Below are 21,194 nucleotides of genomic sequence, written 5' to 3'. Positions count from 1 at the left end.
AGACGGTCGCGGCGGCGGGTGACCCGTCGGGGGTCGTCCGGCGACGCGGCGGTGAACACGGACGCAAGGTTGGCCTAGACCCGTTATCTTGTCGTGATCTTTGTGCGCGGGGCTTTCGCGGGACGGGGTCGGCCGGTGTGCGGCGGCCGGGACTATTGCCCGCGGGTGCGGGTGCGGGTGCGGGTACGGCTGCGACTGCGGCCTGGGCGCGCCCCGATCAGCCCGGCGTCGGCGTGCCCAGGTGGGCGGTGAACGAGAACCGGTCCCCCCGGTAGAGCGAGCGCACCCGCTCCAGCGGGCGACCCCGGGTGTCCCGCGACAGCCGGTGGATCAGCAGCATCGGCAGAGCCCCCGGCGTGCCGATCAGCAGCGCCTCGCGCGGGGTGGCCAGGACGGTCTCCAGCCGCTCGTCCGCGTCTCCGAAGCCGATGCCGAGCTGCCGGCGGAGGTAGGCGTAGAAGGACGAGTCCGGTGCGAAGCCGGTGGCCAGGTCCGGGACCCGCTCGACGGCGACATAGGTGCTCTCCAGCCCGACCCGCTCGTCGTCGGCCAGCAGCACCCGCTCCATGTGCCAAACGGCGTCGCCGACTTCGATCCCGAGATCACCGGCGAGCGCCGGCGAGCACGGGAAGCGGTCCAGACCGACCAGATGCCGCCCGGGCTTGCGACCCTGGCCGCGTACGCCCTCGGTGTAGCTGGCGAGGGACAGCGGCTGCTCCAGCTTGGGCCCTGCGACGACCGTGCCGCGCCCCAGCCGTCGCAGGCGTCCCTCCAGGATCAGCTCCCGCAGTGCCTGACGCAGGGTCTCGCGGGAGACCTCGAAGCGCAGCGCCAGTTCGCGCTCCGTGGGCAGCACCTCGCCTTCGCCCAACTCCTCCAGCAGTGCGGCGATTTCCACCTTGGCCGCGTAGTACTTGGGGATGCGTCCGTGCTCGGGGACACCGGACCGGATGGGTGCGCCAGGATCCTGGCCGTACGGGAACTCCACGCCGTGATCCTCCCACTACGGCGGGGGGCGGCCGGGACCCGGGGCGCGGCCTCGCCGGTACGGCTCAGCGCGGGAGCCGACGGTCCGTGGCCGCCACGAGACCGGCGGCGATCAGCAGGCCCGTGGCTGCCGCGGCGTCCGAGCGACGGGCCGGGACCGGGGTCCCGTCCCCTCCGAGGTCAACGGCTGCGAGTCCCTACGCCCGCACCGTCACCCGCCTCAGGGAACCTCCAGGTCCAGTCGCGGCCAGGAGCTGACGTCACGCCGCAGCTGCCGGTCGTGCGTGGCCAGCACCACGGCCGCCTCAGCCGCCTGTAGCGCCTCGGTGAGCTCGTCGACCAAGGTGATCGACAGGTGGTTCGTCGGCTCATCGAACAGCAGCACGTGGGGGCGGGCCGCGAGCGCGAACGCCAGCTCCAGTCGGCGCTGTTGCCCCATGGACAGTTCGGCCACGGGCTTGTCGGCGTCGCGCGAGGTGAGCAGGCCCAGCGCCCCGAGCCCGACCACCTCGCCCGCCGTCAGCACACCTGCGCTGACCAGCCGCGCCGTGTGCGCCTCGTACAGCTGACGGGCCCGCCGACGCGAAGCTCGCGGCGACTCCTGTCCGAGGAGCCGCACCCGCGCGTCGCCTGCCCGGTGCAGCCGGCCCGCGCTCGGGACAAGCCCTGCCGCGTTCGCCAGTACGGAAAGCAGCGTGGACTTTCCCGCCCCGTTGGGCCCGGTGACGGCCAGCCGGTCGCCGGAGTGCAGCGCCAGGTTGACCGGCTGACACAACCGACCATCCACCGTCACCTGGTCCGCGCGCAGCAGTACGGCGCCGGGCCGGGCGGGAAGTGCCGGCAGGCAGAACCGCTGGGGCGGCACAGGCGCGGTGACCTTGTGCCGCTCCAGGTCCTCCTGGCGCCGGCGCACGGAGCGGACCAGCGCCCCGGCACGGGTGGCGCGCTGGTGCCTGCCGGTTCCCTTGGGCGGGCGCCACCCGGTGCTGAGGCGGTTCTGCGCCTGGGAAAGGGCCTGCGTGAGCCGGGCGTGCTCGGCCTGCTGCCGCTCGAACTCCTCCTCCCAAAGGGCAAGTTCGGATTCACGGCCCTCGCGGTAGCCGGCGTAGCCGCCACCGTGGACGGCGGGGCGGCCGTCCCGCGTCGGATCCAGGTCGAGGACGGTCGTGGCCACATCCGCCAGCAGTGCCCGGTCGTGGGTGACCACGACGACGCCACCGGGGTGGGCGCGCAGCCTGGCGGTGAGGAACTCGAGCCCGGCGAGGTCGAGGTGGTTGGTCGGCTCGTCGAGCAGCAGGAAGTCGAATTCGCCTCCCAACAGGCAGGCCAGGCGGATGCGGTAGCGCTGGCCGACGGAGAGCGTGGCGAGCGGGCGGGAGCGGTCGCTGACCGCGCCGAGACCCGCGAGCGCGACATCGACACGCCGGTCGGCGTCCCAGGCGTCCAGCGACCGCGCGGCCTCCAGGGCGTGGGCGTAGGCGCGGTCCGCCCCGGGGTGACCGTCGGCGAGGGCTCCCGCGGCGGCACCGAACTCGGCGAGCGCCGCGCGGGCGTCGGCCAGGTGCTCATCGATGAAGTCACCGACGGTACGCGCCTCCTCGGCCGGCATCTCCTGCTCGGCCAGGGCGAGGGTGCCGGTCCGGTGCACGCTCCCGGCGTCCGGGACGAGGGCGCCGGCGAGTACGTGCAGCAGCGTGGTCTTGCCGCGCCCGTTCTCGCCGACGACGCCCCAGCGCGATCCGGGCGAGACCTTCATCTCGACATCGCGGAGAACGGTGCGGCCTCCGCGCTCGACGCGGACGTCGGCACAGGTCAGCTGGGCGCGGGCGCGGGCAGGCAGGGTGAGGGGGTTCAAGGTCTTGTTCCTCCGGGTCTTCCGGGCTCCGGAAGAAGGCGCACTTCACCCCTGGTCGAACCAGTGTGGCGAGAAGGGTGCGTGCGCCTTCGTCTGATGGCGGCCAGGCTCCGGCCGGCAGAGCGGGCCGCGGGCGACGTCGCGGCTCCCGGCGCCTCACGCGTCAGGTGAGGGCGGGGCCGGCAGGCCCGGTCAGAGGAAGTAGAAATGCATACGTTGAGTTTAACAAACACCGCGCCCGGGACCCGTGCGGCGACCACTGGTCAGAATCTGTGGACGGCTCGGGTGGGCGATCAGGGCTGGGTTCGCGGAGGGCGGGTGGCGTCGTAGAGGCGGCGGTTGTCGTTGATTTCCTGTCGGTGTGTGGTGGCCTTGGGCTGGACTCCCGGACCTGGTTCGAGGGCGGGTGTCAGCCGGCGGTCGGAACGTAGGTGAGGCCGAGGATGCCGTTGTCCAGCCGTTTGACGTCGACCAGGTCGAAATCCGTGGTGGCGATCCCGTCGTAGAGCCGTTCGCCGCTGCCGGCGACGACCGGGAACAGCCAGAACAGGTACTCGTCGACAAGCCGGTGCTCGAGAAGCGTCCGGCTGAACGAGCCGCCGGTGCCTACCTTGAGGATGTCGCCTCCGGGCTGTTCCTTCAGCTTGCCCACGGCGTCGACGACATCGTCGCCCAGCAGGGTGGCGTTCCACTTCACCTCGGTGAGGGTGCGCGACGCCACGTGCTTGGGGATGGCGTTCATCCGGACCGCGTAGTCACCGAACGCTTCCTCCAGGGTCGGTCACACCTCGGCGTGGTTCTCGTAACTGATCCGCCCGTAGAGGAGCGCGTCGACGGAGCGGAGCAGGTCCTTGGACAGCCGCTCGAAATCGCCGGCCCACCTGGTGGGGAGCCATTCCTGGGGCGTGCTGACCTGGCCGTCCAGGGTGAATACCGCCTGCTCGATGATCTTCCGCATCGTCATTGCTCCTTGCCATCGATGCCCGTGGTCAACGTGTCGAGAATGCAGACTGGCCGGATCGACGGAACTCATCGGTCGGCGACGCCATGGGTCTGCATACCTTCACCCGAGTGCCGGTATACCGCGGACCGGGACGGTGATCGTGCCGTGCGGGACGAGGTCCACCGTTCTTCGGCGGGCAGCGGTTCGGGGGCCCCTGGAGCGCCGGGGAACATCAGCGTGAGCTGGGCATCGGCGGGGCTTTCCGGACTGCCGCCGGGCTTGGGCGCAGCGTGCCGGGCGAAGCTGCCTTCGTCACGGTCGGTGGCTGTCGCGAGCGTGCGCCGTTCCCGGCAGCACGTTCAGGCCCAGCGTGCCTGGAGTAACCGCGGCTGTTGCAGCACGTCGGAACTGCAAGAAAGTCCCCCGGTGTCATGGCGGTTGCTTCAGCTACCTGTTCCGTCGGCCTGCCCCTCCCCCGAGACGGGGCAGGACGACGCCACCAAGTTCACTCGCCGCAGAGTTGATTCGCACCCCGTCTGACCTGCAGGAATCAATTCGTCTTGATCCATCCCGTGGAGCGGCGCGCTGTTTGCGGGCCTTGCGAGCTGGTCCTTAGGGTGGCGCAGCAATCGGGGCTAAGAGGGAGAGTGTGTGGCGTGGGGCGTCCGGAGAAGGCCATCGATCCGCTGGACGGCCCGGTGGAGCGATTCGCCTACGAGTTGCGCAAGCTCCGTGACGAGGCCGGTGGGCCGGGATACCGGGCGATGGCCCGGCGGGTGGGGTACTCGGCGCCGGCGCTTTCGAAGGCGGCGGCCGGTGAGCGCCTGGCCAGCCTGCCGGCCGTCCTGGCCTACGTGCGTGCGTGCGGCGGCGACGAGGAGGAGTGGCAGCACCGCTGGGAGCAGGTGAACGCGGAGATCGCGGCGCAGCCGCGCCCGGACGAGGAGGTCGGCGAGCCGCCATATCGGGGACTGGCCCGCTTCGAGCCGGGGGATGCGGAGTTGTTCTTCGGCCGCGAGGAGATGACGGGGCGGCTGGAGGAGATGGCGCGTCAGCACCGGGTCTGCGCGGTGGTGGGGGCGTCGGGCAGCGGCAAGTCCTCCCTGCTGCGCGCCGGCCTCATACCCCGGTTGCGCCGCCCGGACCAGGAGGCGGGCCAGATGCCGGCCGCGGTGCGGGTACTGACCCCCGGCGCGCATCCGAGGGGGCACGCCGACCGGCTCAAGCCGGCTGACGGCCCGGGAGACACCTGGCTGCTGGTGGACCAGTTCGAGGAAGTGTTCACCCTCTGCACCGATCCCGACGAGCGCAAGGCATTCCTGGACCGTCTGCTGGTCGCCCTGGAGGACGGCAGCCGACTGCGGGTGGTCCTTGCCGTCCGCGCCGACTTCTTCGGCCGCTGCGCCGAACACCCAGGTCTGACCGCGGCGCTCAACGACGCCACCCTCCTGGTCGGCCCCATGAACTCGGACGAACTGCGTGCGGCCATCGTCGGGCCGGCCGGAGCCCGCGGCCTGAACGTGGAACGTGAACTGACCGCCCGGATCCTTGAGGAGATCGCCGACGAGCCCGGCGCGCTGCCGCTGATGTCCCACGCCCTGATGGAAACCTGGCGCCGCCGACGTGGACGGGCGCTGACAGTGCAGGCGTACGAGGCGGCCGGCGCCCTGCACGGCGCCATCGCCCGCACCGCCGAAGACGCCTACCACCAACTCACCCCCGCCCAGGCGCCCCTCGCCCGGCGCATCCTGCTGCGCCTGATCGCCCCCGGCAACGGCACCCAAGACACCCACTGCCCCACACCGCGCACCGAGTTCACCACCACCGACAGTGCAGGCGGAGCCGACATCGACGCCGTTCTCGACCGCCTCGCCCGCAGCCGCCTGCTCACCCTCGACGACGGACACGTCCACCTCGCCCACGAGGCCCTCATCACCTCCTGGCCACGGCTGCTGGGCTGGATCAACGAGGAACGCGACCGCATCCGCCTCCACCGCAAACTCACCCACGACGCCACCGCCTGGCACCAACTGGACCGGGACCCCGGCGCCCTCTACCGCGGCACCCGTCTCTCCCAAGCCGAAGAAGCCTTCACCGCCCAACACCACAGCGAGCTCAACGCGCTCGAAGCCGCATTCCTCGCAGCGGGGGTCGCTGCCCTTGACGCCGAACGCGCGCGCACGGCCCGAGCCAAGCGCCGCTCGCGCCGATCCATGGTGGCGCTGGCCGTACTGTGCACACTGGCGCTGGTGGCAGGCACCCTCGCGTGGGAGCAGAAGCGCCACAGCGATACGGAGCACACGCAGGCAGAAGCGCGGCGCATCGCCACCGTCGCCTCAAGTCTGCGCACCACCGACCCCGTACGCGCGATGCGCCTGAGCCTCGCAGCGTGGAACCTCGCCCACACCCCGGAAACCCGTGGAGCGCTCCTCGGCGCAGCCCTTTCCCAGCACGAGCTGGACGCCATGCCCCTGCCCGACGACGTCGATCCGATAAATGTGCACCTCAGTGGCGACGGACAGACACTCCTGTATTCAGCAAAGGACCGAGTGCGCCGATGGGACATCCAAACGCACCGTGAACTCTCTCCGTTGAGAGCCTCGAAATCCGAGATGTGGGAAAACTTCATGGCCGACGTCTCCGCTGACGGACGTGCCGCACTGATCGACAAGGACGCACATTCACGCGTCTACAGCACCACCAGCAGCGGAACGACGGTGCGAGAAATCCCTTCGACTGAAGGGGGATTGAAGAGATTCAGTGGCGATGGGCGAACGTTGCTGATTACCAAGGACGATGGCATTCGCCTGTGGGGCCGCCAGCATGAGCAGTATCTGTTCAAGAAGGCGCTACCGAAACTACCTTCGAGTGGGGATGAGGTTATCTACCAAACGGCGGTCAGTTCGAACGGCCGGTACGTGGCAGCCTGTTCCAGCGAGTACCCACTGACGGTCTGGAACACCGTGGAAGACCGGGCTATGACCTTCCCCTCGTCTCCAGGGCAGAACAAGGTCAAATGTCCGGCGGAAACCTTGCAGTTCACGCCGGACAGCCGAGGCCTGCTGACGGTGGACGAGGGGCACGGGGCCCAGATACGTGACCTGGACTCGGGACGCACACGGTGGTCGGTCAAGCACTCCGGGCTGACGCAGGTACGCCTGAGTGGCGACGGCGAGATCCTGGCAGGGCAAGACGCCGACGAAATCCTGCTCTGGCACACCAGCCGGCCGCAGTCCCCCTTCCTGCGCTACTCGATCCCCAACGAGGGCGTGACGGATATGCAGCTCGACACCGACCGCCCCGTGATCCGCTACTTGGGAGGAGGCGCGGTGCGCAGCATCTCCTACGCGCCCAACGGGACATGGCGCGAAGCTCCGCTGGATGCGGCGCAGTTCAGCCCTGACGGGCGGAAGCTGGCGATTTCCTTTCGCTCGGGGAACCGGACACGGTTTCAGGTCCGGAACGCCGACAGCGGAACTCTGTCAGCAGAGTTGCCCGCCATACCTTGCCTGCCGAAAGCCGAAGTGCGACTGGGTGCCAAAGATTGCCAGGGGACAGATTCGGAGTTGGCCTTTCGTCCTGACGGCCATCGTCTGGCCTACCAGGCCCGCCAGCGCTACGACGACCGCGCCCATGATGTTTCCCTCGTCGGGTCCAAGACACGTTTCAACATGTGGGATTTGGATGCACGCGACCGAATCCAGGTTCCCCGCTCCGTTCAAGTTTCCGGCGGTCTCTTCTCCGCAAACGGCGACTTGTGGCTCACTTCAGAAAACAGCCTAAAAATCTGGGATACCCGCCGACACTCCATGCGAACGTTGCGGAACGTCAGTGGCACCCCCATGGCTGCACACCCCGACGGCCGTTCACTCGTCGCCTCCTCCGGAGGAGAGGAAAGCATTGGTCGGCTGGTCGACCTGCACACAGGTCGGGTCGGCCGCCAAGCCCTCACGGGCGAGTCGACCGGGGCAGCTGCCTTCAGCCCCGACGGGCGTTTCCTGGCAGCCGGGGACGAGCACGGCAGGGTCACCCTCTGGGACGGCAAAGGTCGCCAGCGCCTGGGCCAACTGGCCGTCACCGACGCGACCAGCCCTGAAGGCGACACGCAAGGCGCAAGCGTGAACGCCCTCGCCTTCTCTCCCGACGGGAAGACCCTGGCCACCGCGGGTGACGACGGCACTGTACGGCTGTGGGACACCGCCTCCAACCAACCCCTTGGCCAAGCCCTCCCCACCATCCCCGACGACCCCGTCCTCGCCGTCGCCTTCACCGCCGACGGCCGGACCCTGCGCGCCGCAGGCCGTCGCAGCCCCCTGCAGAGCTTCACCATCGCCCCCGAGTCCGCTTCCCGCACCCTCTGCCGGCGGGCCGGCGGTGGCCTCACTCCCGACGAGTGGCACACCTACCTGCCCGACTCCTCCTACCGCACCCCCTGTTGAAAACATGCGGAGAGCGCGGAGAGTGCGGTGAACGAGGGACGTCGGGGCCGGGCGGAGCGGCACTGCCGCCTGCCGGCCGTCATCGCGGAAGGCGGTGCACCCGGGCGAGGAGCAGAACGGTGTCGTCGGCCGGGGAGCTGGGCACGAGGCGTTCGAGGATCTGGTCCGCCGCGGCCTCCAAGGAGTCCGGGAGGCGGCCCAGTTCCGTACGGAGCGACTGGAGGCCCTCGTCGATGTCGCGGCCGCGTGCCTCGATGAGGCCGTCGGTGTACAGCACGAGGGTGGCGCCGTCGGGCAGCAGGGCCTCGGTGGTCCGGAACGGCGAGCCGCCGACGCCGAGCGGGACCCCCAGCACCTCGTCGATGACATCGGTCCGACCGTCCGGCTGGAGGACGAGAGGCGGCGGATGGCCGGCGCTGGCCATCCTGGCGCGTCCGCTGGCGGGGTCGTAGTGGATGTAGAGGCAGGTGGCGAGTTCGATGCCCGCCTCTCGGGCGCACAGGTCGAGTTCGGCGACCAGCTCGTGCGGTACCTGGTGGTGCCGGGCCAGCGCCTTGGCGGTGATCCGCAGTCTGCCCATCGACGCGGCGGCCGCGACACCGTGCCCCATGACGTCGCCGACGAGCAGGCCGACATGATCGCCGGGAAGAGCGATCACGTCGTACCAGTCACCGCCGACTTCCGTGACCCGGCCGCCCGGCAGATAGCGGTGCGCGATGTGCAGATACGGGCTGGTCCCCAGCGAGCTGGGCAGCAGCGCCCGCTGGAGGGTGAGGGCGATATCCCGTTCGCGGCTGTAGAGACGCGCGTTGTCCAGGCACAGCGCGGCCCGGGAGGCGAGTTCGCCGGCCAGGGAGAGGTCCGGCTCGGTGAACGTCGCCCTGGCCGCTGACCGGCCGAAAATGGCGATTCCCTGGACCGTTCCCCGGGCGATGAGCGGGGCGAGAAGCAGACAGGCCAGCCCGCTCTCGGCCATCAGCCGGGCCCGGCGGTCGTCCGGAATCGTGCGGACCATGAATTCCCGGGTCACCGGGACGGTGATCGGGCGGCCGGTGCGCAGCATCTGGTGGATGGCGGAGCCCGGTGGATAGTGCACGACGTCCACGCCGCTCACCAGCTCCGTCGCGGGGGCGGGCAGGACGGTGCCGGACGCGATCCGGCGGGTCATCACCGGCAGCGCCGGGTCGAACACCTCCCGCTCGTCCAGCCAGTCCACGAGCTCCACGACGGCTCCGTCCGAGAAATCCGGTACGGCGGCCTCGACCAGCTCCTGCGCCGTGGTCACCACGTCCAGGGTGGTACCGAACCGGGCGGAAGCCCGGTCCAGCAGCGCCAGCCGCTGACGGGTGGCGGTCGCCTCCACGATCGCCTGCTCCCGGTCGGTCACATCCACCAGCAGTCCGCCCACTCCCTGCCGGGTGCCGACCGCCCCGGTGAGTGGAAAGAAGCTCACCGACAGCACCAGGTCGCGGTCCGGATGTCCGAGGGTGCGCATCCCCACCCGCACCCCCACGACGGTGCGGCCCTCCGCGACGACGGTGCGCAGCATGCGCTCGTATTCGCCGCCCTCCGAGGTGATCATGATCTCGGTGAGGCGCCGGCCCAGGTGTTCCTCGATGGGGAGCCCGTTCATGTCCGCGAGGGCCTGGTTCAGGTGGAGGTAGCGCAGGTCCTCGTCGAGCATGACCAGGCCGATGGGGCAGCGCTCGAAGAGTGCGTCGAGGAAGGCGAGATTGGTCTTCACCCGGTCCAGCTCGTCGCCGCGGCTCGACAGCGCCATGACCACCGAACGCCCTTCGACGCCGGTCACCGGGAAGACCCGGAACCCGCAGTCGAAATCCGTCCCGTCCTGGTGTCGGGCGAGCAGGCGGCCGCGCCAGTACCCCTCGGCCCGTCCCCGCGCGGCCATGCGGGAGCAGGCGTCGGGCTCGTCGGCGGAGGGCTCGGCGAAGAGCATGGCGCCGGGCTTCGCCAGCACGTCCGGGGCCTGGTGGCCGAAGAGGTCGTGTGCGCCGGGACCCCAGTAGCAGATCCGGTTCTCGTCATCGATGCCGAATACGGCGACGGCCACGTGTTCCAGCAGCGAGCCGGGCTCCGACCAGAGCGAAGTACCGGCGTTCGCGTCGCGCGGTCGATCTGCTGGCACCGTTCCTCCGCCCGCAGCGCATCGTGGCCGGTCCGCCCTCCGGACGGCAGAGCGGCTCTCTTCATTCTGCGCTCGTCCCGCATCCGGGGACACTTCGGCGACCGCCTTGGGGCCAGGCGCCCCGCAGGCGGCTCCTCGGGGCCACGGGATCGCGTCACCCGAATGGCCCAGGTGCCGGCAAGGCCCCTCCGCATCACGGAGGCCGAGGTCGGGCCGGCGAGGCATCGCAGGATGTGGTCGATCATCTGCGCTTAGGGTCGGCCCCCACCAGCAGGGCCATCCCGAGTCGGTCCTGGCCCGACTCCAGGCCGTCCCGTCGAGCCACACCAGCTGTCGTGTCGGTAGGCAGGTACGCAGGAACGGGGCGATCGTGGCGGGGCTGATGTGCTGCGGGGGGGGGGGCTGGAGAGTGCGGGCTCTAGCTGTCGCCGAAGCAGCCTTCCTCGCGCTTCGCGACACCGAGAAGGATCGTGGTGTCGGTGCTGATCCGCCCGAACTCCCCGGGTGTCTGTGTGCAGACCTTCCAGTTCCGGTCGGAGGATGGCGTGCGGCCCTGGCCGCGCATGTCGTACGTGCGGATCGATCGGAAGCCGGCGGCCCGCGCTTCGTCCCGGGCAGCGCGCAGCCCTTGGCCGGTGAGGTGAGGAGCGAGCGCACTCGCATGACCGCTGCCGTTGCCGCCACTGGCGCTGCTGCCGCCGCCGATGCCGCTGCCGATAGTGAACTTCTCCTCGGGACCGAGGGGAGCTGCCGTGTCGGGCGTTGAGGCGGCGGGCGTAGGGGAAGAGGCGCGTGGTGGGGAGGTCTCAGGGCCGGACTCCGCGGTGCAGGCAGCGAGGGTGAGGCAGGCGGCAGTGATGGCGACAGTAAGGGCGGTATGGCGCAATGGTTCCCCCGGGGGCGATGTAACGGCGAGGGGGAGACCCCCCGCTGCCACGGAAGGTTGTACGGCCGCTCGCCGACGAACGGGGCTGCGTTGGATCGGAGAGGAAGAACTCCCGTTTGGCAGGGCTGGATCCGGACCCACTCCGCATCAGCACGAGGCCGCCGCGGGCATTACTGCCGAAGCAAAACCATCGAAGCGGAACCGTCGAGCGATGCTTCAAGCCTTCAAGCACTTCCGCTGTGTCGCCACCAGGCACGACGAGACGCCCACCTCCTACGAAGCGGCGGTCAGCCTGGCGTCACTGCTGCTCGGGGCACGATCTGCTTGAGGACGGACCTTGGTGCAGGTACAGCTCGCCGACTGTCTGGCCGCCAGTCACTTCACCTGTCGGCCGGAATCCAAGGCCCAGGTAGAAGCCTCCGGGGCCGGCCTCGCCGGGATGCCAGCTGACGGTGAGGCGGGAGCCACCGCGGCGGCGGATTTCAGCAGCCACGGACTCGACCGCGAAGCGGCCGCAACCCCGCCCCTGCTCGCCGGCTGCGATGTTGAGGCGCCAGAGGCCGGAACGGACGTCGGTGCCCGTGCCGTCTCCAAGCCAGTCGAGGTCGAAGAAGGCCATGAGGAAGCCGACGGGTCTGTCACCGTCAAGGATGAGACGGGGCCAGGCTGTGCCGGGATAGACGTATGCCTCGGCCAGGGACTTCACGACTGGCGCGACCAAGTGTTCTTGGTCCGGCCGGACTCGCAGGCCGATCGCGACGTCAATGTTGTCCGGGGTGATCTTCTCCAGGCGGAGCGTGCTCGTCATGCAGGAACCATAAGCCGGTCGATCAAGTGCCCTATGACGTTGTGTCGTTGGACGCCGGCACCAACATTACCGAGGCACGTACGCCCGATCCTCAGGGCCGGAGCCGAACCAGTCGGCACCCACCCCGGCCACCGCCGTCTTGGCCAGGGGCGGGAACCGTTGCACTTCGCCATCGACGGGTCTGCCCTCACGGCCAGGCCGGAGGCATGTCCCCACATCGCGCCCCGCAGGTGTCACCGTGTGGCACGGACCCGTCACCCTCCGACGGCCTTTCCTCCCATGTCACAAACGGCCGTGCTGTCGCGTCCCAGGTGGCAGAGAGAGATTCTGGAATCGGGATGGTGATGGTCATGCGGGTGTTCGTGGCAGGTGGGACCGGGGTCATGGGGCGGCGGCTGGTGCCGCAGCTCGTGGCCCGTGGCCACCAGGTGACGGCTACGACGACGAGCGCGGCCAAGCTGAGCTTGCTGGAGCAGCTGGGCGCAGAGGGCGTCGTGATGGACGGGCTGGATGCGGAGTCGGTCGCTGAAGCGGTGGCGGCCGCCCGGCCGGACGTGCTGGTGAACCAGATGACCGCGATTTCCGCGGCGCACGCCGGCAAGCCTGATATGAGGCACTTCGACCGCTTCTTCGCCGCCACCAATCAGTTGCGCTCCAAGGGGACGGACCACCTGCTGGCCGCCGCCGACGCGACCGGCGTCTCCCACGTCGTCGCGCAGAGCGCCGGTATCTGGAACGGCATCCGCGAGGATGGATGGGTGAAGACCGAGGAGGATCCGCTGCCCCTGGAGACGGGAAAGTTCCGCACGGCAGCCGAGGCGATCGCCCACCTCGAGGACGCGGTCGTCAAGGCGGGCGGCGCCGCCCTGCGCTACGGGGGCCTCTACGGGCCCGGCGCCACCGACGACCAGGTCGAACTCGTGCGCAAGCGGCAGTTCCCGCTCGTCGGGGGTGGCACCGGCTACATGTCATGGGTGCATCTCGACGACGCTGCGAGCGCCACCGTCCTGGCCGTGGAGCAGCAGGCGAAGGGCGTGTTCAACATCGTCGACGACGAGCCGGCGCCGGCCAGCGAGTGGTTGCCTCATCTGGCTGCGTGCGCGGGTGCCAAGCCACCGATGCGGGTCCCCACGTGGCTGGCCCGGCTGCTGGCCGGGGAGTTGGTGGTGACGATGATGACCGAGGGGCGCGGCTTCTCCAACGCCAAGGCCAAGCGTGAGCTCGGCTGGGAGCTGCGCCACCCCTCGTGGCGCGAGGGCTTCAGGGAAGAGCTGGCCTGACCCGGACCGGGGGAGGAGTCCGAGCAGCTGCGGCCCGCCGCTGTTCGTATGGCAGCTCAGATTTCGGGGAGGTTCGCAAGTCCGCCAAACTCCGTCCATAAACAGCGAGTTCGGGGCAGATTGCCCCATTGGCCTGCGCAAACAGCTCAACGGGCCCCTTCAGGTCCGCACTCGACCGGTGGGAAAGCGGCCAATAGCGGGGTTCGTGAGCTGTGCCGGATTCCTTGATGCGGCGTTGGTCGGCGACCCCTTGTACGAACTGGGCGCTGAATTCGGCGAACCACCCCATGCCAGGCGCAGGCGGTAGCCGTCGGCCGGCCAGTATCCGCAGCAGTGGCAGTCGACCCCGTCCAGCCATTGGTGCGCACTCAATGCCGCCGACGCGTACGCGAGAGACAGCAACGGGAGAGAGCTCCTCGCTAATGCCGTATCAGGCAACGTTTGCCCCACACAGCCGATATTCGCTTGCGCCCCATCGTCACGCGGGTCAACGTCGCCTGACACCTTACGAAGGCAGAGAAGATGACCACGCAGACCGACCACGTCGACCATGAACTCATCGAGGCCGCGGCCCACGTCGCGCGCACTCGCTGCCGGGGCGACAACCACACCATGGCAGCCGCGGCCCGTGCCTTGGACGGCCGGATCGTCACTGCAGTGAACGCCTACCACTTCACCGGCGGCCCCTGTGCCGAGCTGGTTCTCCTCGGCACAGCAGCCGCCCAGGGTGCCTACGAGCTGGACACGATCGTCGCCGTGGGCGACCGCGACCGGGGAGTCGTTCCCCCGTGCGGACGGTGTCGCCAGGTCCTCGTCGACTACTTCCCGGCCCTGAAGGTCATCGTGGGGGCAGGCGACCGCCTCCGGACCGTCTCCATCACCGCCCTGCTTCCCGAAAGCTACATCTGGGCCGACCACCAGCTCGACACTGAGCAAACCGAATCACTCAGCACGAGCGGACACCAGCAGGCATAAACAGGACGAACGTCGCCTGATGTGGCACTAGCCACCGGATGGCGCCCGAACGGGGCCCTGCGCACCATCGTGCTCGTGCGCAGGCGCCCGTCGCAACACACCCGTGCGTACGTCGAAAGCCGTACCCAAGGAAGGCGGATCGAAGAAGGGCATCGTGCGCCGCCTCCACGACTCGGCGCCCGCGAGATCTACCGAGCACTGCCGAGCGCATCCACCGAGCGAATCACGCAAACCGACCTTGCTCCTGCGGCCTTACGCCCGAGGAGCACTTGCTCTGATCTACCCCGACTGTTCCGTTTTGGCCAATTCCTCTGGTGTGCCGACGAAGGCGCGACCACAGCCTGGCGGGAGCCGTTCGACCACCATCGCGATCGCAGCCTCCGCGGTCGGGGCGGGGCCGACGCTCTGGGACCGGGAGGGCCCGCCGACGAAGAAGCCCCCGCCCATCATTGGGGCGATGAACGGCACGTCCCAGGTCCAACGCAGCTCTGTGCACCGGCTGAAGTGCAGCTCGCCCATGCCGACCCAAGGGAACAGCTGCCGTAGTAGGGGCTCGGCGTAGGCAGTGCGTAGCAACCGGCCGTCCACTCGGTGGGCAGCAAGCAGCTTCTGCCATGCGGCTTCGATGATGTCTTCCTCGGGTGCGTCCTCCGTCATGCCCTGCATTCTGCTCGACACCGAAAGATTTCGGCCACCCCGCAGTGATAACTCTTGGCTGCGTCCCGGGGCGCGCCTCAGCTCCAGAGGGCGAACGATTCGTGTCGTGCCGTGTGGGCCGGGCGAGCGGCAGGATACGAGAGGGTCAGGCGGTGCAGTGTCGCTGGACCCGGGGGCTGGGCCACACGCGCGGTCGGGAGCCCTCACTCCGGACGGGGCTCAGGGAGAAGGACCAGGCGCAGCTGCGGTTCGACCAGGCGGGCATGGAGGTCCACCCGCGACCCCGGCCTTCGTGCCCGCGTCGGTACTTGTGGAGGTCGTGTCCGCGGGCCGTGAGGATCACGTCCGGGCGTCGTCGGCGGGACCGGCCGCGCTTGCCCCGCACACCGCTCAGCGCAACGCCGTGCGCGCCGGGCTGAGCGCCTCGACGCCACCGCCCACTCCACGCCTGTCGACTCCCACACCGCAAATCCAACCGCACGTACTCATCTCACGCGATCCGAGCATCGTACGGCGAGGGCCGTGCACAAGGCCGCCAGGGGGAGTTCGGCGCCGAGCGCCATGGCGAGGGCGCCGGCCAGTTCCGCGCCAGGGGCAGCCGTGGCGACGTCGATGCAGGCGTCGGCGACGAGGAGGAGTGCCGCGGCGGCCGCCGGGGCGCGGTGACGGGGGTCGCCGTGCAAGAGGCGGGTGCCGGCCGTCAGGAGGCAGGCGGCCTCCAAGGCGTCCAGGGCCACCCAGGCAGCCGCCTCCTTGGGCGGGAGTGTTCCCGCGAGGTAGCCGAGCCACGGCAGCAGGGCAAGGCCCGCGCCCGCCAGGATGCGTCCTTGCCGGCGTCCGCCGGCCGTACCAGGCGAGGCAGAACTGTGTTCCTGGCAACGGGAGTTGAGAGCGGCGAGTGCCACGGAAGGTGTCTCCTTCGACTGTCGTGAACCCGTCCGTCGGGCTCACGATCAACACTCCGGTTCCAGGCACTATCCGTCAGTAACGTTCCTTTCCGACTTGGGGTGGCACCAGCTACACCCCCGTTCCGGACACTGGATTCATCGCCTCGGTCCGATGCCGCCATCTATCTTTTGATCATGACCATTTCCCCCCGGCTTCGCCGCGCTCTCGGGCGACTGCGACGCGACGTGGGTTTCATCGCCGCCGGGGTGCCGCTGCACCTCATCACTCCACTACTGCTCTTGTGGATACTGATCCTCGCCAGCAGGACTGTGGCCGGGACCTCCTTCGAAGCCCCGGTGATCCTTCTGGCCCCGACAGGCTTGCTCATCATCGCGGGATACGGGCTGACCGAAGCTCAGCGCTGGCGGTTCAGGGCACTGTGCGGGGTCGACCTGCCGCGGCTGCGGTTCGCGGAGACCAAGCGGCAATTCGGCTACAACTGGCTGGTCGGGCCGCTGCTCGGTGTGCTGGAACTTCTGCTCATGGCGCTGCTGTCGGTGGGGGGCGCGGCGGCGTCGGTCCTGGTGTGGGTCTGGCTGGTGCCGGCGCAATGGCGAATAGAGCACCGCGGCTACACCACCCAGGCCACCTACCTCACCGTGCTGGGGCTCGCGATGCTCGCCGCGGTTCCGGTGCTGGCCGCGGGGCTCGTACGGCTGGAGAACCTGGTAGGGCGGGCGGTGCTGGGCGTGAGCCGGTCCGACGAACTGGAACGGCGGGTCGAGGACCTCACCGAGAGTCGGGCCGGCGCGGTGGACGCGGCGGACGCCGAACGGCGGCGTATCGAACGGAATCTGCACGACGGGGCGCAACAGCGGCTGGTGTCCCTCGCGTTGAACCTGGGCCTGGCCAAGGCGACATTGACGGACCTGCCGCCGGAGGCGCGGGAAGTCATCGAGGCGGCGCACCGTGAGGCGAAGGACGCGATCGAGGAGCTGAACAATCTCGTGCGCGGACTCCATCCGGCGGTCCTGGACGAACTGGGCCTGGATGCGGCGCTTTCGGGGCTCGCGGCCCGCGCTCCGCTGCCCGTACGGCTCCGGGTCGACCTGCCGCGGCGGGCCGAACCGGCAGTCGAGGCCGTCGCCTACTTCGTCGTCTCGGAGGCGCTGACGAATGTCGCCAAGCACGCGCAGGAGGCGACCCGGGCGGATGTGACGGTCACCCGCATGGGCGAGATACTTCGGGTGGTGGTCGCCGACGACGGTGTGGGCGGAGCCGATCCGTCCCAGGGGAGCGGCCTGAGGGGGCTCGCCCAGCGGGTGCGGTCGGTGGACGGAACCTTCCGGATGAGCAGCCCCGTGGGGGGCCCGACCATGATGAGCGTGGAGCTGCCGTGCCCGATGTGAGACGCGCCGTGATCGCCGAGGACTCTGTCCTGCTGCGGATCGGGCTGGTGAAGGTGCTGGAAATGGCCGGGTTCGAGGTGGCCGCGGAAGCAGGAGATGCGCAGGGCCTGCTCTCAGCCGTCGAAGAACACCGGCCGGACATCGCGGTGGTGGACGTTCGGATGCCCCCCGGCTTCACGGACGAGGGAGTGCGGGCTGCGCTTTCGATACGTCAACAGTGGCCTGACACGGCAGTGTTGATGCTTTCGCAGTACGTCGAGGAGCGGTACGCGGCCGATCTGCTGGCCACGAACACGAGCGGCGTGGGCTACCTCCTCAAGCAACGGGTCGCGGATGTCGAGGAGTTCATCGAGTCCCTGCGGCGGGTGGCGGCCGGCGGCACGGCACTGGACCCGCAGGTTGTCGCCCAGCTGCTGGTGCGGCGGCCGAGCGATCCCCTCGAACGGCTGACGGGACGCGAACGCGATGTCCTCGCCCTGATGGCAGAGGGCCGCTCCAACGCGGGCATCGCCGCACAACTGGTGGTGAGCGAGAGCGCAGTCGCCAAGCACATCAACAACATTCTGGCCAAACTCGACCTGCCGAGGGCGGGCGCGGACCACCGGCGGGTGCTGGCGGTACTGCACTTCTTGGGAGTGGGCGGCTAGGCCGTGTCTCAAAGTCAGCTTGCCTACTGCATGGCCAACGGCTTTGCCCGGCTGCCGGACAGGGGCGGCCCTGAATCATTCGCCCATGCTCGCCTCGTCCGGTACGGTCGCGGGATTGTTTTCACTGCTGGAGCCCATGACCTTCGCGTGTGGCCTCCCCGGCAGCTCCCGGGCTGAGAGCAGGTTTCGTATGGCATGTCGTATCAGTGAGCTCGTGCTCGGCTGCCGCGACCCTGAGGTGCTGGCGCGGTTCTGGTGCGAGGTCCTGGACTTCGTCGTGCTCGATCGCGAGGACGACGGCACGCTGGAGATCGGGCCGCGCGAAGGGTTCGGCGGTCCGCAGCCGACGATCATCCTCAGTCGCAGGGACGAGCCGGAGAAGGGGAAATCCCGGCTGCACATCGACGTCAACGCCACCGACCGCGATCAGGACGCCGAGCTCGAACGCCTTCTGAAGCTCGGTGCGCGCCTGGCCGACATCGGCCAGACAGGGCAGGAGCAGTGGCATGTCCTGAGCGACCCCGAAGGCAATGAGTTCTGCCTGCTCAAAGCCCGCCTCAACCCACTCTGATGCTCATCGGTCACACCTCGGCACCAGGTACCTGGGGTCTGCCTCGAACTGACGGGCATGTCGTGATGGTGAAGTAATCGAGGTCTCCGGTAGAGGGTTCGTCAACCTGGCGGGCATTCTCCACGTGCTGATCCGGCCAACGACGAGCTGTTCGCCTCTCGGCTTCAGGCCGGTCGGAGCATCCCCCGGCGCCCTGCGGCCGGGGGGGGGCGAAGCACCACGTGCCGACCGTCGGCGGCGGGATTGGTGGTGGAGATGCTTACCAGACGAAGCGCACGTCCGGGTAGGACGGGGAAGGCCGGTCCAGTAGGTGTCGCGGGCGGCCCAGGAGGTGCTGGTCGAAGAATGCGGTGACGTAGGCGCGCTGGGTGGCGGTGCTGCGTTCGGGGTTCACGGTGCCGATGTACTGCTCGCGGGTCTGTGCGGGGATGTCCAGGTGCTCGTCCAGAGCGGGCACGATTGTCTGCGCGTCGGTGTAACTGAAGTGGCCGGCCCGCTCCAGGCTCAGGTCGCGCTTCCATCCGGTCGAGCGGTTCCAGAAGGACTGCCAGGACGGCTGGTTCTGGTGAGTCTGGCTCGCCTTGCCCATGAGCATGAACGGGCGGTTCAGCCCTTCCCGGGCGACGGGGAGAAAATCGGTCGGGCTGTACTGGAGTGTGCCGTCCATGTTGATGCCCGCGTCGATGCGGCGATCTGCGCGCATGGTCTCTGCGGTGGTGATACCTCCGGCCGAGTGGCCGAACATTCCGATCCGGTTCAGGTCGAGCGCCCTGCTCAGTCCGTTGGGCAGACGGCGCCGCTCGGCATCGGGATTTTGGCCGGACCGCAGCACAGCAAGCTGGTCAAGGACGAAGCGGGTGTCGCGCACCCGGGTGTCGACCATCTTCTTGAGCGTCTCGACTCCGGGCGACAGCTCCTTCTGCAATTCGATGCGGCCGTCCGGGAATTCCACTACGGACGTCTCATGGGTGTGGTCCACGGTGACGACGACGTAGCCGCGGCTCGCCAGTTCCACGGCCGTCGAAGTGCCGAGCGTGCGGGGTATCTCCAAGCCCGGCGAGTACAGCACGATCGGCCGCGTGTTGTGGTTGTCGGCCGGGGCCATGGCGGCCGCGTCCGTCCGGGTGGCGGCCCAGTCCACTTCCCCTGGGCGGGCCAGCCCGAATGAGCCTGACTCGTCCACGAAGCGCGCGGCGCCGGGCTGCATGTATGGCTGACGGGGGTACCCGCTCGCCGAACGTGCCGGGTACCAGATGCTGACCATCAGTTCCCGGTCTCTGTCGGCGACCCAGGGGTCGGGCCGGTCGCGGTCGACGAGATGGAGTTCGGTGCTCCCGACCGGGTGCTGTCCCGTCGGCTCGGGCAGCTTAAACCGCACGGCAGCATGCGCTGCTGGGGGTAAGGAATTGGACGGGGTGGCGGCCGAGGCGGCGGTGCTCTCCCCGATGGTCAGGCAAAGGGCCAGAGCCAGCGCTGTGGTGATGGCTGTATGGATTCGCATGTCGGCCAATCTGGCCGCAGACCCGCCTCGACACATCCGCCGCCAGGACGAGCCGACCCTGGCATCCCACCGATTACCTTCCACCAGCTCGCTGGGGGCCGTGGGGCCAGATGATCACCTCAAGGTGTCTCTGGTTCCGATGGCTGGCGTCCAAGCACACAACCGCACCACACCCGGCGCACACGCCCCTGTGCCCACACACCCCCACGTAGCACCCCCTCCACGCTCTAGGCACTCCATGGCGTGGTGGTCGCGCATGGCGGAGCCAAGATCAATCGAACGCGACTGTTGGGGTGTACGGGCGCCCGGGCCGCCGCGATCATCAGTGCCACGACAGGTGATGGGGAAGGCAGTGAGGTCACCTTCGGCTCTGGTCACCCTCGGCTTCGGCAATGCCCTAAAAGTGAATCGAGAAACATTCTGTTCCTCTGTGTGGGCGGAAAGGGGCGGGGCACATGATGGCGCGGAGGTTGATAAATATGGTTCCCCTGCTACTGGTTCTTCTTCTCGCACTGCTTCTTTTCGGTGCCGGGTTCGCGCTCAAGGCCCTTTGGATCGTCGCGGTCATCGTTCTCGCCGTGTGGCTGCTCGGATTCGTGCTGCGTTCCGCCGGAGCTGGTGGAAAGCGTGGACGGTGGTACCGCTGGTAGCAACCCCACCGGCAAAAGGACGCCTCGGGGCGGGGCAGACAACACAGCGTTGTCTGCCCCGCCCCGAGGTTTCTTTGCCGCTGGTGAGGCATTCATCCGTCTCATTGCGGACACAAGAGACAGTCGTGCCCCGTGCTCCGCTGTCGTCCCCGCGGTGGAGTCACCTGTACTACAGCGCGCTCCGGCCACCTCCGCATCCGGATTGTCATCGGTTTTGCGGGAGAGTTCCAGGGCACCCGAGTGATGCCACCAACGAAAGGACCGCGTCATGAGTGCCAGCGAAAAGGCCAAGGCCAAGGCTGAACAGACCGCCGGCAAGGTCGAGAAGGAAGCCGGGCGCGCGGTCGGAAACGAAAGTGCCGCCGCTGAAGGTGCGGCGAAGGAATCCAAGGGAGACCTCCGCGGCGCCAAGGAGAAGGCCAAGGACGCCCTTAAGGACTGAGTTCGCGCGCATATCTTGCGGGTGGGTTCCAGCAGGCTGCTGGGGCCCACCCGTACGTCCGGCGCCCTGCCGGCGGTCGGCATTTTCAGGGCAGGCGCCCCTGCCTGCCC

18 protein-coding genes are annotated in these 21,194 nt (G+C 69.0%); 8 read left to right on the top strand and 10 right to left on the bottom strand.

Annotated features, from left to right (window positions below):
* Positions 1 to 217: 217 nt before the first annotated feature.
* The 4 genes from ACH4FH_RS30965 to ACH4FH_RS30950 form a co-directional block, all read right to left on the bottom strand.
* Positions 218 to 988, bottom strand: coding sequence for a GntR family transcriptional regulator (locus ACH4FH_RS30965; RefSeq protein WP_398559262.1), 771 nt, complete (start codon positions 986 to 988; stop codon positions 218 to 220).
* Between the two features lie 219 nt (positions 989 to 1,207).
* Positions 1,208 to 2,842: an ABC-F family ATP-binding cassette domain-containing protein gene (locus ACH4FH_RS30960; protein WP_398559261.1), complete on the bottom strand. Its 1,635-nt coding sequence runs from the start codon at positions 2,840 to 2,842 to the stop codon at positions 1,208 to 1,210.
* A gap of 409 nt (positions 2,843 to 3,251) precedes the next feature.
* Positions 3,252 to 3,584, bottom strand: coding sequence for a dihydrofolate reductase family protein (locus ACH4FH_RS30955; protein WP_398559260.1), 333 nt, complete (start codon positions 3,582 to 3,584; stop codon positions 3,252 to 3,254).
* A gap of 39 nt (positions 3,585 to 3,623) precedes the next feature.
* Positions 3,624 to 3,800: a hypothetical protein gene (locus ACH4FH_RS30950; protein ID WP_398559259.1), complete on the bottom strand. Its 177-nt coding sequence runs from the start codon at positions 3,798 to 3,800 to the stop codon at positions 3,624 to 3,626.
* A 557-nt stretch (positions 3,801 to 4,357) separates the two neighbouring features.
* Here ACH4FH_RS30950 and ACH4FH_RS30945 point away from each other — a divergent pair.
* The gene (locus ACH4FH_RS30945) at positions 4,358 to 8,224 is read left to right on the top strand and encodes a DNA-binding protein (protein ID WP_398559258.1); all 3,867 of its coding nucleotides are present in this window, start codon (positions 4,358 to 4,360) and stop codon (positions 8,222 to 8,224) included.
* Between the two features lie 79 nt (positions 8,225 to 8,303).
* On the opposite strand, the gene ACH4FH_RS30940 is transcribed toward ACH4FH_RS30945, so the two are convergent.
* The 3 genes from ACH4FH_RS30940 to ACH4FH_RS30930 all read right to left on the bottom strand — a co-directional run bounded on the left by ACH4FH_RS30940 (position 8,304) and on the right by ACH4FH_RS30930 (position 12,064).
* Positions 8,304 to 10,370 (bottom strand): SpoIIE family protein phosphatase, encoded by a 2,067-nt coding sequence (locus tag ACH4FH_RS30940; RefSeq protein WP_398559257.1) that lies wholly within the window; start codon positions 10,368 to 10,370, stop codon positions 8,304 to 8,306.
* Between the two features lie 418 nt (positions 10,371 to 10,788).
* Complete coding sequence (locus ACH4FH_RS30935; RefSeq protein ID WP_398559256.1) at positions 10,789 to 11,256, bottom strand: hypothetical protein; 468 nt, start codon at positions 11,254 to 11,256, stop codon at positions 10,789 to 10,791.
* Positions 11,257 to 11,554: 298 nt separating this feature from the next.
* Positions 11,555 to 12,064, bottom strand: coding sequence for a GNAT family N-acetyltransferase (locus ACH4FH_RS30930; protein WP_398559255.1), 510 nt, complete (start codon positions 12,062 to 12,064; stop codon positions 11,555 to 11,557).
* Positions 12,065 to 12,414: 350 nt separating this feature from the next.
* Between ACH4FH_RS30930 and ACH4FH_RS30925 the strand changes: the two genes are divergently transcribed.
* Positions 12,415 to 13,344 carry an NAD-dependent epimerase/dehydratase family protein gene (locus tag ACH4FH_RS30925; RefSeq protein WP_398559254.1) on the top strand — a complete coding sequence of 310 codons (930 nt, stop codon included), beginning with the start codon at positions 12,415 to 12,417 and terminating at the stop codon, positions 13,342 to 13,344.
* A gap of 522 nt (positions 13,345 to 13,866) precedes the next feature.
* Positions 13,867 to 14,319, top strand: a complete 453-nt coding sequence (locus tag ACH4FH_RS30920) for a cytidine deaminase (RefSeq protein WP_398559253.1) — start codon at positions 13,867 to 13,869, stop codon at positions 14,317 to 14,319.
* Positions 14,320 to 14,598: 279 nt separating this feature from the next.
* Here ACH4FH_RS30920 and ACH4FH_RS30915 read toward each other — a convergent pair whose 3' ends face one another.
* Positions 14,599 to 14,976 (bottom strand): DUF6193 family natural product biosynthesis protein, encoded by a 378-nt coding sequence (locus ACH4FH_RS30915; protein ID WP_398559252.1) that lies wholly within the window; start codon positions 14,974 to 14,976, stop codon positions 14,599 to 14,601.
* Positions 14,977 to 15,461: 485 nt separating this feature from the next.
* Positions 15,462 to 15,881, bottom strand: coding sequence for a hypothetical protein (locus ACH4FH_RS30910; RefSeq protein WP_398559251.1), 420 nt, complete (start codon positions 15,879 to 15,881; stop codon positions 15,462 to 15,464).
* 177 nt (positions 15,882 to 16,058) lie between these two features.
* Between ACH4FH_RS30910 and ACH4FH_RS30905 the strand changes: the two genes are divergently transcribed.
* The 3 genes from ACH4FH_RS30905 to ACH4FH_RS30895 all read left to right on the top strand — a co-directional run bounded on the left by ACH4FH_RS30905 (position 16,059) and on the right by ACH4FH_RS30895 (position 18,491).
* Positions 16,059 to 17,273, top strand: a complete 1,215-nt coding sequence (locus ACH4FH_RS30905) for a sensor histidine kinase (RefSeq protein WP_398559250.1) — start codon at positions 16,059 to 16,061, stop codon at positions 17,271 to 17,273.
* Positions 17,274 to 17,281: 8 nt separating this feature from the next.
* Complete coding sequence (locus ACH4FH_RS30900; protein ID WP_398559338.1) at positions 17,282 to 17,920, top strand: response regulator; 639 nt, start codon at positions 17,282 to 17,284, stop codon at positions 17,918 to 17,920.
* A gap of 190 nt (positions 17,921 to 18,110) precedes the next feature.
* On the top strand, positions 18,111 to 18,491 hold the full coding sequence (locus tag ACH4FH_RS30895; protein ID WP_398559337.1) for a VOC family protein: 381 nt from the start codon (positions 18,111 to 18,113) through the stop codon (positions 18,489 to 18,491).
* Between the two features lie 259 nt (positions 18,492 to 18,750).
* Here the strand turns inward: ACH4FH_RS30895 and ACH4FH_RS30890 are convergent, their stop codons facing one another.
* Positions 18,751 to 19,992 (bottom strand): alpha/beta hydrolase family protein, encoded by a 1,242-nt coding sequence (locus ACH4FH_RS30890; RefSeq protein ID WP_398559249.1) that lies wholly within the window; start codon positions 19,990 to 19,992, stop codon positions 18,751 to 18,753.
* A 479-nt stretch (positions 19,993 to 20,471) separates the two neighbouring features.
* Here ACH4FH_RS30890 and ACH4FH_RS30885 point away from each other — a divergent pair, with 479 nt between their 5' ends.
* Positions 20,472 to 20,642, top strand: a complete 171-nt coding sequence (locus ACH4FH_RS30885; RefSeq protein WP_086716166.1) for a hydrophobic protein — start codon at positions 20,472 to 20,474, stop codon at positions 20,640 to 20,642.
* Positions 20,643 to 20,910: 268 nt separating this feature from the next.
* Positions 20,911 to 21,084: a CsbD family protein gene (locus ACH4FH_RS30880; RefSeq protein ID WP_398559248.1), complete on the top strand. Its 174-nt coding sequence runs from the start codon at positions 20,911 to 20,913 to the stop codon at positions 21,082 to 21,084.
* Positions 21,085 to 21,194 lie beyond the last annotated feature (110 nt).

The organism is Streptomyces sp. NPDC017993 (genome assembly GCF_044328065.1).
Classification (GTDB): Bacteria; Actinomycetota; Actinomycetes; order Streptomycetales; family Streptomycetaceae; genus Streptomyces.
Note: the sequence above shows the minus strand (reverse complement) of the source record. Positions and strands in the feature narration are given on the sequence as shown.